Here is a 13,931-nt window from a genome sequence, read left to right on the forward strand (position 1 = left end):
AAGGGCCTTCATTTCAAAAGGCCCGTTTCGTACGACATCCCGTACGAACCACCCAAATTACAATGTCCGGGGCCGCGCGAACACGCCCCGGCTCTTCATGTTCGTCCGGTTAACAGACCGTACGCTTCTCAGCGCAACTGCTTCAGGAGGTTCAGCGACGCATACCCGTCCGGCATCAATCCGTTCGCACTTTGAAACGCGCGCACCGCGTTGATCGTCTTGGGTCCGATCCGCCCGTCGACGCCCTGGGTGTCGAACCCCGCGCGCGTCAGCCGGGTCTGCATCTCCTTGCGCTCCGAAAAGGTCAGCGCCCTGTCCCCGCGGGGCCAGTCGCTCTGAATGGGTGGTCCCCCGGTGATCCGGTCGCTCAGATGCCCGACCCCGATCACATAGGCATCCGCCGTATTATAGCGCTCGATCACGGCGAAATTCTTGAAGATCAGGAACGCCGCACCGTCCCCTCCCGCCGGCAGCAGGACCGAAGCCGACCCGTGATCCGGCACCGCGCGCCCGCCCATATCCGTCACGCCCAACCGCGCCCAGTCGCTGGGCATTTTCTTGGTCTCCCGGTTCGCGAGCCGATAGTCAAACCCAGAGGGCAGGCGCACCTCCACCCCCCAGGGCTGGCCTTTGATCCAACCGAAATTTTTCAGATAGGCCGCGGTGGAGGCCAGCGCATCCGTGGGATCGTCCGACCAGATATCGCGGCGCCCATCCCCTGTGAAATCAACGGCATAGCTGAGAAACGAGGTCGGCATGAATTGCGTGTGCCCCATCGCCCCGGCCCAGCTCCCGGTCATGTTGTCCGGCGTGGTGTCGCCGTTTTGCAGGATCCTCAGCGCCGCGATGAGCTGCTCTTCAAAGAAGGCCCCACGCCGCCCGTCAAAGGCCAGCGTCGCCATCGCCTCGATGATCGGCGTGCTGCCCCGGACCGCGCCATAGGCACTCTCCAGACCCCAGATCGCGACGACCACGTCCTTGTCCACGCCATAGCGCGCCTCGATCGCGTCGAGTGTGCGGCCATGCTCTCTCAGGGCGGCCTTTCCGTTTCTCACTCTCGTGTCGGACACCGCGCTGTCGAGGTAATCCCAAAGCGTCTTGGTAAACTCGGACTGGTTGCGATCTCTCTTGATGATGTCGGCGTCGTAGCGCACGCTCCGGAACGCGCGGTCCAGTACCGCGCGTTCAATGCCCTGAGCCATCGCCCGCCGTTTGAACGCGCCGATCCAGTTCTGAAACCTCTGATTTTTCTGGGAAATCTCAGCGACGGGTTGGCCGGTAATCAATTCCGGACGCAGGTTCGGACGGATCGATCGGGTCACCTCGGCCTCAGCCAGCGTAACATTCGCAGATGCCGCCGGCACGCGCATCTCAGGACGCAAGGAGGATGTCACCGCGCCTGCTTCCGCGGCAAACCCGGCAAGAACCGTGATGCCCACGGCCAGGGAAAGACTGTGCATTTTTTTGTGCCTCAATGTCTGCTCAGGCAGATCATACCCAAAATCGCCTTATTTCAAAAGCAATCAATCCTGCGGCCCGCGGCGTTCCGCCAGCGCGGCGACCTCGCGGCGGATATGTTCGACCGCCTCTCGCAGCAATGGCACCCGGCGGGGGCGAAAGCTGTCTTCGGTCACGGTAAGGGCCTGCATCCGGTCCAGCCGGAACACCCGGAAATCCTCGCGCAGATGGCACCAGGCCAGCATAACGGTGGAATTGTCCATATAAGACAGGCCCAGCGGATCGACCCGCCGATGCGTCTCAGCCCCCTTTGCATCGCGATAGTCAAAATCGATGGTGCGCTCGTCCCACGTCGCCTGTCGCAAGGCCTTGACGCTGATCCCCGCCGCTTCGGGTCGTTTGAAACGCTTGGCCGTCAGGACGGCATGTTTCAGGCGGTTCGACTGACTGGCCGGAAGGCGGGCCTGCAGCTTCGACAATGCGGTCCCGGCCGCCTTGGCCAGATCCGCATCGCCGATCTGTTCCACTTCCCGAAGACCCAGAACAAGGGCCTCCAGTTCCTCATCCTCAAACCCCAAAGGCGGCAGAGCCGCGTCCTCGATCAGGGTGTATCCAAACCCCGCCTCTCCATCGATCACCGCGCCGAGACCCCGCAGCGCGTCGATGTCGCGGTAAACGGTGCGCAGGGAGATTTCGAGATCCTGCGCAAGATGCTCCGCCGTCACGGGCGGGGCTGCGCGGCGCAGGTATTGCATCATCTGGAACAGGCGGGCAGTGCGGGACATTGGACAACCTTAGCCGAAACCTACTGCCAGAAACTGTCAGCATTGGGGCGTAGAAAGGCAACATCCATTTTGAGGAGCACCCTGATGATTACTCTGATTACCTATCCCGGCGGCTTCGGTCAGTTCAGCCTCAGCCCCTTTTGTGTCAAAGCCGCATATCTGCTGGCCCTGTCCGGTCAGCCCTGGACCCGAGAAGATCGAAACGACCCCCGGATGATGCCTTACAAGAAGCTTCCGGTCCTGCGCGCCGCGGACGGTCATCTGATCCCCGATAGCCATAACATTCAGCTTTATCTTGAAGGGCTTGGCGCGGATTTTCAGGAGGGGCTGAGCGACGTCGAAAAGGCGCAAAGCCATGCGCTGATCCGGATGGCGGAAGAGCATATTTACTTCCAGCTTGTCCTTGACCGCTGGGGGCGGGAGGATGTCTGGCCGGTGATCCGCGAGACCTATTTCCAGTCCATCCCGCGCCTTTTGCGCAAGCCGGTAACCCATGCCCTGCGCAAGACCATACTCAAGGCGATGGACGCTCAGGGCCTTGGACGGCTGACAGCGGCCGAGCGGATGGGCCGGCTAGAGCAGGACCTTGAAGCGCTGTCGGCATTTCTGTGGCGCGGGCCTTACCTGATGGGGCAAAGGATCACGCTTGCCGATCTGAGCATGGCGCCGATGCTCGCGGCCGCCCGGTCAACGCCGGTGGAGACACCGCTCTCTCGTCGTGTGGCCGAGGACCTGCTACTCTCTCGCTATATCGACCGGGTACAGGCGGAGATCTTGCCCTCATGAAACGGCCCTTCGCGTCAAAAGCCGTCGCCGATGCCTTTCTGGCCTATCCAAAGGCTGCGCAACCGGGACTTCTTCGGTTGCGTGACCTTGTCTTCGACGTTGCCGAAGACACGCCAGAAGCGGGCCGGATCGAAGAAAGCCTGCGGTGGGGACAGCCGGCCTATCTGACGCCGGAGACGAAGTCCAGCTCAACGCTGCGCCTTGGCGTGCCCAAGGACGGGGACGGGTTTGCGATCTACGCGCATTGCGGTTCGTCCATTATCTCGACCTTTGCCGAGACATTTCCCGGCCAGGACAAGATCGAGGGCAATCGCGCGGTCCATTTCGGATCTGTTGACCAGATAGACCCGGCGCGTCACGGCATGCTGATCCGTCACGCGCTGACCTACCATTTGAAAAAGTGACGGATCAGCCCTGCGTCGACAGCCGCTGGCGCGCTCTGAGCCGTTCGCGCTTGGCTTCGAAAACCTGCTGCCGCGGCAACCAATTGTAGTCCGTATCGGTGCGCGTCGGTGTCCAATGCAGGATGCCGCCCTTGCGCCAGGGGTCCAGAACGATCCCATCAAACATCGAGTCGCCCTTGCGGCTGACTATGGCGGTGCTGTGTTCGATCCGAAACGGGTTGTCGGAATTGGCAATCGCCCTGTGCAGGTCGAGGGTCTGAAAGTTTTCCTGCTTCAGCCGGTTTTCGATGTCTTCCGCCCAATGCCAGCACAGACCGCGCGGGCGCAGACCCATGTTGACCTTGGTGTTATGGATCAGCGGGGGATCGGTGATCTGGTATTGGATCGCCAACTCATGCGTATGGCTGTAGGCGATCCGTGCAGCGCGCTCGGCTTCTTCGGGGTCGACCTCTGGCCCGAGCGCGCGGATGGAGGCCGCGAGTTCGGTGATCTGTGCTTTTTCAGCGACCCGCCGGTCGGCCGGGGGGACCGTCGTGCAGCCGGCGACCAAGAGTGTCAGCAAGGACATGACATAAATCAGTTTTTTCATCAGTCGGTGCCCCGGCACATCCCATATCGCCCTTCGGTGCTAACGCGCGGCCCCGTCATTGTCGAGCGCGCGTGGATCACAACAAGCGGAAATTGCCTTGGCTTACACTGGCGCGCTGCGTTGACGTGCGATCCAGACGCGCAAGGCAGTGTCGCGATCACGTTGCGACTGCGGCTGTTTCGACAGCAGGAGGGCCGGTTCCAGAGTTCTCCACCGCGCCGGCGGTCGCTTTAACGCTACGTCAGGACTGCGCCCTCGGTCCTTGGCGCATGACGGCGGGGCGTGCTTAGGTGTTGCTTAGGGGGACGGAGCGTTTGGCGGGAGGAGGCTGAACCATCATGTCCAAAACGAAATTCGACGTTCTGATCATTGGTGCCGGTATTTCGGGTATCGGTCTGGCTTACTACCTGCAGAAACGCTGCCCGGAAAAATCGTTTACGATTCTGGAGGGTCGGGATGCCATCGGAGGAACGTGGGATCTGTTTCGCTATCCGGGCATCCGGTCCGATAGCGACATGCATACGCTGGGGTTTACCTTCAAACCTTGGGACAAGGACCGCGTTATCGTCGATGGCGCGACAATCCGTGACTATGTCGAAGAGGCCGCGCACGAAAACGGGATCTATCCAAAGATCCGGTTTCGCCTGAAAGTCACCGATGTCAGTTGGTCGAGCCAATCGGCAAGATGGACCGTTACCGCGATTGATCAGGATACGGGCACGCCCCACAGCTTTATCGCGCAATACCTCTTCATGGGTACTGGATATTACAGCTATCGCGGTGGTTATACTCCTGATTTCAAAGGGCAGGATGACTATGCTGGCCAAATCGTGCATCCGCAGACCTGGCCCGCGGATCTGGACTATTCCGGTAAACGTGTCGTTGTGATCGGGTCTGGTGCAACAGCCATGTCGATCGTCCCCGAGATGGCCGGAAGAGCGGCGCATGTGACGATGTTGCAGCGCTCTCCCACCTACGTGGTCTCCCGCCCGGCAGAAGATCCTTTGGCGAAAGTGCTCAATCGCATCCTGCCGAAAGGCTTGGCCAGCCGCCTCGCCCGGTATCGAAATGTCCGCCTTCAGCAATATTTCTTCCGCAAGGCCCGTGAAGAGCCGGATGCGATCAAGGCCCATCTGCGCAAACTGGCGAGCAATGTCGTGAGCACCGATATCCTCGACGCTCATTTCACGCCCTCCTACAATCCGTGGGAACAGCGCCTGTGCCTGATCCCGGACAACGATCTTTTTAACGCGCTGAATGATGGCTCGGCCTCGGTGGTGACGGACGACATCGACAGGTTTACGCAAACGGGGATCGCGCTGGCATCCGGCGCGCAGCTTGAGGCGGACATGATCGTCACCGCGACGGGGCTTGAGCTGGAACACCTTGGCGGGATCGCGGTAGAGGTCGACGGCCAACGCGTGCGCTTCAACGAGACATGGAGCTACAAGGGGGTCGGATATTCCGGCGTGCCGAACATGATCTCCAGTTTTGGATACTTCAACGCATCCTGGACCATGCGGGTTGAACTGATCGCGGAATACATCTGCCGCTTGATCAAACGGCTCGATGCCGACGGCGCAGATGCGTTTACACCGGTTCTGGACCCCAAAGACGCGGATATGGTGCCACGTCCCTGGATCGATGGCTTTTCTTCCGGCTACCTTGCCCGTGGCAACCACGTCTTTCCCAAGCAGGGAGATCGCGCCCCGTGGGTCCACACGCAAAGCTACGATGAGGACCGCAAGCTGTTTCTCAAAGCCCCGCTTCTGGATCCTGAGCTGCACCTCTCCTCCGCCAAGCCAGAGATGACACGGCGGGAAGGTGTCGCTGCCTCATAAACCGGGCGTATGCGGACTGTTTACTAGGCAGAAAGCAGATCAAAAACCGGTCGCATTGGCGCGACCTAGGATGGGTACGCGTTTGCTGTACAGTCCGGCCCGCTCACCCGACACGCCGTCTTTGACCGCTTTATCGTTTGCTTTTGGGGCCTCTTCGGTCTTCCTTGGCGATATTGCATTTTATTTCGGATGGTAGATTTGACCGGACGCAAGCTTTATCTTGGCCCGCTCACCGACAACAGACGGTGGGACATGGTCCACATTCGCCCGGATGATGTATTTGTCGTCACCCCGCCGAAATCCGGTACGACCTGGGTGCAAACCATCGTGGCGCTGCTTTTCACGGGCGACCCTGCTGTCGAAGCGGAGCTTTCCGTCAAAATGCCCTGGATCGACATTCGCGTGCGCGAGATGCCGGACGTCGCCGCGCGGCTTGAGGCAATGACCCATCGGCGCTGTATGAAAAGTCATACGCCCATGGACGGCGTACCTTTGGATGATCACGCACAGTACATCTGCGTATTTCGCCATCCGCTCGATGCCCATTTCTCATATCGCAAACACCTGCGTAATATTCCCATGCCGTGGTTCGGCCTGTGGTATCCGGAGGACGATGTCGATGGCGTCACCTTCCGGCGCTTTCTGGATGGCGGGGCGGAGGGGTTCGACGGGGATGCCATGCCGCTCGACCATATCATCCGGCACTACCAAGCGGCCTTGGCCCTCGCGGATCGGCCCAACGTGTCGATGTTTCACTACGCGGATATGACTCGGGATCTGCCAGGCACCTTCGCCCGGCTGGCTGAATTGCTGGGCATCACGCATTCTGCGCAGGTGATGGATCAACTGGTTGAGACTGCGCATTTCGACAATATGCGGGCGCAGGCCGCACGTTTCGCGCCCGGTGGCGGCACGGGTTTCATGAAGTCGGACACGGATTTTTTCGACAGCGGCACCAGCAATAAGTGGGTCGGTCAGCTTACGGACCGGGAGCTTGAGGCCTACGACAAGATGATGGATGCCTACCTGACACCCAGCGAGCGTGCATGGCTGGAATACGGCACAGACGGGCCTGATCCCAGCTAAACGGGCGAAGATCTGCGCGGGAATGCGGTCGCGCGAGGAACGTCTGCAATGCAAAGGCCAAGCCCAGATATGGGCCGGATCCTGAGCGCATGCATCGGATCCGGCCTTTGCAACGTGCTCAGCGTCTCAGATCGACGTCCCTTCGGGATCTAGCGTGACAGCGTAAAGCTCGGTATCGTCGCGATCCATCAGGCGCACTCTCATCTGCTGTGTGGCCCCGTCGATATCCACCAGGCCAAAGAATTGCAGGCCGGCGCTGGGCGGCAGGTTGACGCCCTGTTCTTCCGTCGGCGCTTTGACATAGCGCACCTCCGGGCCAAAGGTCGCGTCCAGCGCGTTGGGGCCGAATGTGCCGGCATGAAGCGGGCCGGAAACGAATTCCCAGAACGGATTGAAATCGCTGAACTGCGCCTTGTTCGGGTCGTAGTAATGCGCAGCGGTGTAATGCACATCCGCCGTGAACCACACCGTGTTGTGGATATTCGCGGTCTTGATGAAGCGCAAAAGCTCCGCCACTTCCAGCTCCCGCCCCATCGCCGGGCCGTTCACGCCATCCGCGATGCCTTCGGAGCCCGATTGCTCGCGGAAATTGTCCCACACGATCAGCCCGATGGGCTGGTCGGAGGCGATGACCTTCCATGTGGCATCCGACGCGGCCAGTTCCCGCTTGAGCCAGGCCATCTGCTCGGCCCCCATAACGCGGGCCTCATCGGTCAACTCTTCGGTCTGTGGCGCTGTGTTGGGGCCACGATAGCTGCGCAGGTCAAGGAAGAAGACATCGAGCATCGGGCCGTAATTGACCTTGCGATAGACCCGGCCCGGTTCCGCCGGCGTGATCCGCAGCGGCGTCATTTCATGAAAGGCACGGCCGGCGCGGGCCGTCAGGATCTCAACCGATTTCTCGGTATAGCGGTCGTCGTCGGTCAGGTCCTTGCTGGCAGACCAGTTGTTGACGACTTCGTGGTCGTCCCACTGAAAGAAGGTGGGGACGGAGGCGTTCATGGTGCGGACATGGTCGTCCATCATGTTGTATTTCCACTGCGCGCGGAACTCGTCGAGCGTTTCGGCCACCTTGCGCTTTTCGTCGATCAGCGTGGTGTTGCGCCAGATGACCTCGCCATCCTTGGTGACCTCGTCCTCCATCGCGTTGTCGGCATAGATCGTGTCGCCGGAATGGATGAAGAAGTCGGGTTCATGCCGCGCCATGGTGGCATAGGTCGCCATGCCATCTTCGTTTATGCCCCAGCCTTGGCCCGCCGTGTCGCCGGACCAGGCAAAGCGGATGGAGCGGCGCGACATGGGCGCGGTCCTGAACCGACCGACCATAGGCTCGGAGACGGCGTTCAGATCGTAAAGATCGGCTGCGGTGAAGCGGAAGAAGATGTCCTGATCGGAGGGCAGGCCGTCGATGAGCCGCTTGATCGCGAAATCGCTATAGGGCGTCGCGTCCATCGGCGCCAGGGCACGGGCGTTGGAGAAGCTTTCGGTCGTCGACACCTCCATCATGACGCGCGATGGCCGGTCGGTCCGCGTCCAGATCATGCCGGAGGTGATGTCGACATCGCCGGATTGCACGCCGTGCGTGAAGGACGGGCGCGCAGAGGCGCGGGAGAGCGACGGCATGGCGAGGAAGGCAGCACCGGATGCCAGAACGGCCCGACGGGTGGGTGTGATGAGCGTCATGAGATGTCCCTGTGGCTGGCCCTGAATGGCGGGCGAGGAGTGACGCTAGGGAAACGCGATTCTGTGACGCTGCGCGATCAGGGGAGCGAAGGTTTTGTGACGGGCGGAGATGCGCTGAGCGACTACATCTGTTCAGCCGGATGGGGATTCACAAATCAGTAACTATTTTGTAGCTTAACACAGTCATAGGAGGCCGAATAGACATGAATGAGCTTCGCGAAACCATTCGAAACGTGTTCGAGAGCCACTTTGAAGGTGTTAAACTCGCGGAGTTTGAAGTGCGCGAAGACTTGGATCACGATGGCGACCCGATCTTGCGTATCAAGTTTGTGTTCGAGACAGAGGATAACCGTCTTGATCCGAAAAAGGTGAAAAGCATGATCCGTCATCTTCGCGAGCCACTTGCGGAGATCGGCGAAGACCGCTTTCCCATCACGTCTTATATGACCAAAGAAGAATTTGACGGTGAAGCCGCTTGACCTGATTAAGACAGCAAGGCGACTGGCCGGACCAACGTCATCACGAAAGCCACGACAGTCCGACCTGAAACGTGCCGTGAGTAGTGCCTATTATGCGATGTTCCATACACTCTGCCAAAATTGCGCAGACTGCTTGATTGGGACTGCAGGCTCAGCGAGAAGCGCACCCGCATGGCGGCAAGCTTACAGATCAGTAGATCACGGATATGCCAAGAAGCAGTGCGGCAATAAGACCGTGACGCCAAAATTTCCGAAGGATATCGAAGATTTCGCAAATCTCTTCAGAACCCTACAGGAAGAGCGTCATTTAGCCGACTATGATCCCTCCAGTAGGTTCACCCGAACGGAAACAATCGAGCACATTGATGCCGCAGAGACTGCCATAAAGGACTTTCGAAGCGCGCCGATCAGTGACAGGCGCGCTTTTGCAGCATGGACGGCGATGCAACTCAGAAAGAGCTAGCTCCGCACCAGCTTCTCGTACCCTTCCGCGATGTCCTGCGTCAGTGCGCCCACTTCGAAGTTCCAGTCACCGATCTGACCCACCGGTGTTACCTCGGCGGCGGTGCCGGTCAGCCAGCATTGTTCGAAGCTTTCCAGCTCTTCCGGCATGATGTGGCGTTCGTGCACCTTGATCTGGCGGTCCTTCAGCATGCCGATCACAGTCTGTCGGGTGATACCGTTGAGGAAGCAGTCGGGGTCAGGGGTGTGCACCTCACCGTCCTTGACGAAGAAGATGTTGGCGCCCGTCGCCTCGGCCACGTAGCCGCGATAGTCGAACATCATGGCATCCGCGCAGCCCTTGGCCTCGGCGGCATGTTTGGACATGGTGCAGATCATGTAGAGACCCGCCGCCTTGGCATGGCAGGGGATCGTCTCGGGGCTGGGACGTTTCCATTGCGAGATGTCGAGCTTGGCGCCTTTGTATTTCGAGTCGCCGTAATACGCGCCCCATTCCCAGGCCGCGATGGCCATGCGCACCGGGTTGCGGGCGGAGGCGACACCCATGTCGTCGCCCGCACCGCGCCAGGCGACGGCGCGGACATAGGCGTCCGACAGACCTGACGCGGTCATCACGTCTTGTTTAGCGGCTTCGATCTCATCGACGCTCCACGGGATCTCGAAATCGATCAGTTCCGCGGATTTCTTCAGGCGCTCGGAGTGTTTGCGGGACTCGAAGATCTTGCCGTTATAGGCGCGCTCGCCCTCGAACACGGAGGAGGCGTAATGCATCGCATGGGTCAGAATATGGACGTTGGCATCGCGCCAGTTCACCATTTTCCCGTCCATCCAGATCAGGCCGTCGCGATCGTCATATCCAGACATATTCTCTCCTTCCGCCCTTTTGGCTTTTCATTTATTGCGCAGATATGGCCGGAGCGGTCACAATATTGCGTCAAAATCGTGATTCGATACCTTTTCACTGTTGGAATGTCAACAACGCTGACGTAAGCTGAGATGCGACGGACAGATCAAGTGACGAGGGCAGCCATGTCGGAGGGGCGCACAGGCGGGACCTATAGCGGCGAGAGCCTGCTTTATCTCACGGACGAACAGCTAAGGCAGGGGATCGAGGCGATGTTTTTCGCCTATCGCGGCTTTACGGCTGATCCTGACCGCATCCTGGCGGACCTCAGCTATGGCCGGGCGCATCACCGGGCGATCCATTTCATCAACCGCGCGCCGGGCACCACTGTTAACAATCTGCTTTCCATTCTGGGTGTAACCAAGCAATCCTTGAACCGGGTTCTGCGAACGCTGATCAGCGACGGGCTGGTCGAAAGTCGCGTGGGCACGGCGGACAAGCGCGAGCGTCATCTGTTCCTGACGGAAAAGGGCGAGGCGCTGGAAAGCCGTCTTTCGGATGCACAGCGCGCCCGGATGCGGGCGGCCTATCGCGACGTGGGACCGGAGGCAGTGGCGGGGTTCCGTCAGGTGTTGGAGGCGATGATGGATACCGATATGCGGCGCGCTTACGTCCGGCTGAAAGACAGCACGTCATGAGCGATCTCGACGCGCATCTGCTGATTGTCGATGACGACGAGCGTATCCGCGACCTGCTGCGCAAGTTCCTGATGCGCAACGGCTTTCTGGTGAGCGTGGCGCGCGATGCGGAGCATGCCAGACGCATCCTCAGCGGACTGGATTTCGATCTGATCGTGCTCGACGTGATGATGCCGGGCGAGGACGGCGTGTCGCTGACCCGCGCCTTGCGCGAAACGCACGAGACGCCGATCCTTCTGCTGACGGCCAAAGGGGATACCGAAGACAGGATTCAGGGGCTGGAAGCAGGGGCTGATGACTACCTGGCCAAGCCGTTCGAGCCCAAGGAGTTGTTGCTGCGCATCAACGCAATCCTGCGCCGTATGCCCGAGGTGCCGGAGGCGGAGACCGTGCCCAAGATCCTGCATCTGGGGCCCATCCGCTATGACATCGAGCGGGGAGAGATGTGGCAGGGCGAGGAGATCGTGCGCCTGACCGCAACCGAAAGCCAACTGATGCGCATCTTCAGCGCCTGTCCGGGAGAGCCGGTGAGCCGCACTAAGCTGGTGGAGGACCTGGGCCGCGACAGGGGCCAGGCGCAGGAGCGCGCGGTCGACGTGCAGATCACGCGGTTGCGCAGGAAGATCGAGAGCAATCCAAAGCAGCCCCGCTATCTGCAAACCGTGCGCGGCGCGGGATATATGCTGGCGCCAGACTAACAGGACGAGGCGCCTAGCCTTTTCGGTCGGATTTTCCGTATTTTTATCGAGAAGAAGGAGGGGGACATGGCAACAGCTTTGATCACGCACGCAGATTGTCTGCGTCACGTCACGCCGGACGGACATCCCGAACGGGTGGCGCGCCTTGAACATGTCCTGCACGCATTGGAGCCGTTGAATTTGAAGAAGGTGACCGCTCCGATGGCGGCGGATGACGATATCCTTCGCATCCACCCGCAGAGCTATCTTGACGGTTTGCGCAAGCGGCTGCCGGAAAACCGCTTTGCCCAGATCGACGCGGATACGTGGATGTCACCAGGTTCGCTCGATGCTGCCTTTCGCGCGGCGGGGGCGGCGGTGAAGGCCGTGGATATGGTGCTTGGCGGTGAGGTGCCGAATGCTTTTGCCGCTGTGCGTCCGCCGGGACACCATGCCGAGACGGATACGGCGATGGGCTTTTGCCTCTTTGGAAATGCAGCCTTGGCGGCCAAGCATGCACTGGAGTTTCACGAGCTTGACCGGGTGGCGGTTGTGGATTTCGACGTGCATCATGGAAACGGCACGCAAGACCTGCTCTGGAACGAGCCGCGCGCGTTGGTCATCACGTCGCAGCAGATGCCGCTCTGGCCCGGTTCCGGTCGGCCCGACGAGACGGGCGCGCATGGCAATGTGCTGAACATTCCGCTCGCGCCAGAGAGCGGAAGCGCGGAGATGCGCGCGGCATACCAGACGCAGGTTTTCCCGCGTCTGCGGTCGTTCCGACCGGAATTGCTGATCATTTCGGCGGGCTTTGACGCACATCGCGATGATCCGTTGGCGCAGCTCAACTGGGAGACGGAGGACTTTGCCTGGGTCACAGCGGAGCTTTGCAAGCTGGCGGCGGAGTTGTGCGAGGGGCGGGTGGTCTCGACTTTGGAGGGCGGCTATGATCTGAACGCCCTGTCCGCATCAGCGCGGGCGCATGTAGAAGAACTGATAAAGGCCGCGTGATGACCGATCGCCCCGTATCCGAGATGAGTTTTGAAGAGGCGATGCGCGAGTTGGAAGGCGTTGTTGACCAGCTGGAGCGCGGCGATGTCGCGCTGGACGCCTCTATTGCGCTTTACGAACGCGGGGCGGCACTCAAGAAGCGGTGCGAGGAAGAGCTGAAGCGCGCCGAGGAGAAGGTTGCTGCGATCACGCTGGATGCCGAAGGGCAGCCCACGGGAACAAAGCCTGTCGACGGGCTTTGAAGTCATGTTTCAAGAGCGGCTGACGGACGCGGCGCGCCGCATTCAGGAGCATTTCGATCACGTCCTGAAAGGGCTGGCGGATGAGCCGGTGATCCACGCGATGCGATATGCTACCGAAGGCGGCAAACGCCTGCGCGGTTTTCTGGTGCTGGAGGGTGCTGCGTTGCATGGGATCGCCCTTGAACGCGCGATCTGGCCGGCCTGCGGGATCGAGGCGATGCATGCCTATTCGTTGGTCCATGACGATCTGCCCTGCATGGATGATGACGATCTGAGGCGCGGGCGGCCCACGGTGCATGTCGAATGGGACGAGTGCACGGCCGTGCTGGCCGGGGATGCGTTGCAAACCCTTGCATTCGAACTCTCCGCCCGGCCTGAGGTGGGCGGAGCGGATGTGCGCGCTGATCTGGCGCTGAGCCTTGCACAGGCAAGCGGTGCACAGGGAATGGTGCTGGGTCAGGCGCTGGATATCGCGGCGGAGACGGCGGAGGCGCCTCTGACATTGGATCAGATCACGGCGCTGCAAGCGGGAAAGACCGGCGCGCTGATCGACTGGGCGGCCTGTGCCGGTGCGCGTCTGGCGCAGGCTGACATCGCACCCCTGCGCCGATATGCGCAGGCCATCGGCCTTGCCTTCCAGATTGCCGACGACATCTTGGATGTCGAAGGCGACGCGGAAAAGGCGGGCAAACGCTTGCAGAAAGACGCGGATGCGGGCAAAGCCACCTTCGTGTCGCTGTTGGGTCTGGATGGCGCGCGCAGCAAGGCCACCGAACTGGTGGACGAGGCCTGCGCCGCGCTGGACCCTTACGGCGCTGATGCCGATACGTTGCGGGACACGGCGCGCTTTATCATCTCCCGCGATGCCTAACCGCCCCGGAAGGAG

15 protein-coding genes are annotated in these 13,931 nt (G+C 60.6%); 10 read left to right on the plus strand and 5 right to left on the minus strand.

The window, feature by feature from the left end; genetic code table 11:
* Positions 1 to 128: 128 nt before the first annotated feature.
* On the minus strand, positions 129 to 1,460 hold the full coding sequence (locus tag CFI11_RS00675) for a lytic murein transglycosylase (RefSeq protein WP_130402064.1): 1,332 nt from the start codon (positions 1,458 to 1,460) through the stop codon (positions 129 to 131).
* Between the two features lie 63 nt (positions 1,461 to 1,523).
* The gene (locus CFI11_RS00680; RefSeq protein WP_130402066.1) at positions 1,524 to 2,243 is read right to left on the minus strand and encodes a YafY family protein; all 720 of its coding nucleotides are present in this window, start codon (positions 2,241 to 2,243) and stop codon (positions 1,524 to 1,526) included.
* 84 nt (positions 2,244 to 2,327) lie between these two features.
* Between CFI11_RS00680 and CFI11_RS00685 the strand changes: the two genes are divergently transcribed.
* Together CFI11_RS00685 and CFI11_RS00690 are read left to right on the plus strand one after the other, a co-directional pair.
* Positions 2,328 to 3,029 (plus strand): glutathione S-transferase family protein, encoded by a 702-nt coding sequence (locus CFI11_RS00685; RefSeq protein ID WP_130402068.1) that lies wholly within the window; start codon positions 2,328 to 2,330, stop codon positions 3,027 to 3,029.
* A complete protein-coding gene (locus tag CFI11_RS00690) occupies positions 3,026 to 3,433 on the plus strand; it encodes a DUF1801 domain-containing protein (protein WP_130402070.1) in 408 nt (135 codons plus the stop codon). Before CFI11_RS00685 ends, CFI11_RS00690 begins: the two co-directional genes overlap by 4 nt.
* A 4-nt stretch (positions 3,434 to 3,437) precedes the next feature.
* Here the strand turns inward: CFI11_RS00690 and CFI11_RS00695 are convergent, their stop codons facing one another.
* Positions 3,438 to 4,022 carry a hypothetical protein gene (locus CFI11_RS00695; protein ID WP_130402072.1) on the minus strand — a complete coding sequence of 195 codons (585 nt, stop codon included), beginning with the start codon at positions 4,020 to 4,022 and terminating at the stop codon, positions 3,438 to 3,440.
* A 338-nt stretch (positions 4,023 to 4,360) separates the two neighbouring features.
* On the opposite strand from CFI11_RS00695, the gene CFI11_RS00700 reads away from it, so the two are divergent.
* Both CFI11_RS00700 and CFI11_RS00705 read left to right on the plus strand, forming a co-directional pair.
* Positions 4,361 to 5,863 (plus strand): NAD(P)/FAD-dependent oxidoreductase, encoded by a 1,503-nt coding sequence (locus CFI11_RS00700; RefSeq protein ID WP_130402074.1) that lies wholly within the window; start codon positions 4,361 to 4,363, stop codon positions 5,861 to 5,863.
* Positions 5,864 to 6,052: 189 nt separating this feature from the next.
* Entirely contained in the window at positions 6,053 to 6,949 is an 897-nt protein-coding gene (locus tag CFI11_RS00705; RefSeq protein ID WP_130402076.1) for a sulfotransferase domain-containing protein, read from the plus strand.
* Positions 6,950 to 7,075: 126 nt separating this feature from the next.
* On the opposite strand, the gene CFI11_RS00710 is transcribed toward CFI11_RS00705, so the two are convergent.
* Positions 7,076 to 8,632, minus strand: coding sequence for an alkaline phosphatase (locus CFI11_RS00710; protein ID WP_130402078.1), 1,557 nt, complete (start codon positions 8,630 to 8,632; stop codon positions 7,076 to 7,078).
* 203 nt (positions 8,633 to 8,835) lie between these two features.
* On the opposite strand from CFI11_RS00710, the gene CFI11_RS00715 reads away from it, so the two are divergent.
* Complete coding sequence (locus CFI11_RS00715) at positions 8,836 to 9,111, plus strand: hypothetical protein (RefSeq protein WP_130402080.1); 276 nt, start codon at positions 8,836 to 8,838, stop codon at positions 9,109 to 9,111.
* A gap of 459 nt (positions 9,112 to 9,570) precedes the next feature.
* Here CFI11_RS00715 and CFI11_RS00725 read toward each other — a convergent pair whose 3' ends face one another.
* Positions 9,571 to 10,437 carry a branched-chain amino acid aminotransferase gene (locus tag CFI11_RS00725; RefSeq protein WP_130402084.1) on the minus strand — a complete coding sequence of 289 codons (867 nt, stop codon included), beginning with the start codon at positions 10,435 to 10,437 and terminating at the stop codon, positions 9,571 to 9,573.
* A 165-nt stretch (positions 10,438 to 10,602) separates the two neighbouring features.
* On the opposite strand from CFI11_RS00725, the gene CFI11_RS00730 reads away from it, so the two are divergent.
* From CFI11_RS00730 to CFI11_RS00750, 5 genes are all read left to right on the plus strand, one after another.
* A complete protein-coding gene (locus CFI11_RS00730; protein WP_130402086.1) occupies positions 10,603 to 11,115 on the plus strand; it encodes a MarR family winged helix-turn-helix transcriptional regulator in 513 nt (170 codons plus the stop codon).
* On the plus strand, positions 11,112 to 11,813 hold the full coding sequence (locus CFI11_RS00735) for a response regulator (RefSeq protein WP_130402088.1): 702 nt from the start codon (positions 11,112 to 11,114) through the stop codon (positions 11,811 to 11,813). The genes CFI11_RS00730 and CFI11_RS00735 overlap by 4 nt, the downstream gene beginning before the upstream one ends.
* Before the next feature lie 66 nt (positions 11,814 to 11,879).
* Positions 11,880 to 12,803, plus strand: coding sequence for a histone deacetylase family protein (locus CFI11_RS00740; RefSeq protein WP_130402090.1), 924 nt, complete (start codon positions 11,880 to 11,882; stop codon positions 12,801 to 12,803).
* Positions 12,803 to 13,045, plus strand: coding sequence for an exodeoxyribonuclease VII small subunit (locus CFI11_RS00745; RefSeq protein ID WP_130402092.1), 243 nt, complete (start codon positions 12,803 to 12,805; stop codon positions 13,043 to 13,045). The genes CFI11_RS00740 and CFI11_RS00745 overlap by 1 nt, the downstream gene beginning before the upstream one ends.
* A 4-nt stretch (positions 13,046 to 13,049) precedes the next feature.
* A complete protein-coding gene (locus tag CFI11_RS00750; protein WP_130402094.1) occupies positions 13,050 to 13,916 on the plus strand; it encodes a polyprenyl synthetase family protein in 867 nt (288 codons plus the stop codon).
* Positions 13,917 to 13,931 lie beyond the last annotated feature (15 nt).

Source organism: Thalassococcus sp. S3, assembly GCF_004216475.1.
GTDB lineage: Bacteria > Pseudomonadota > Alphaproteobacteria > Rhodobacterales > Rhodobacteraceae.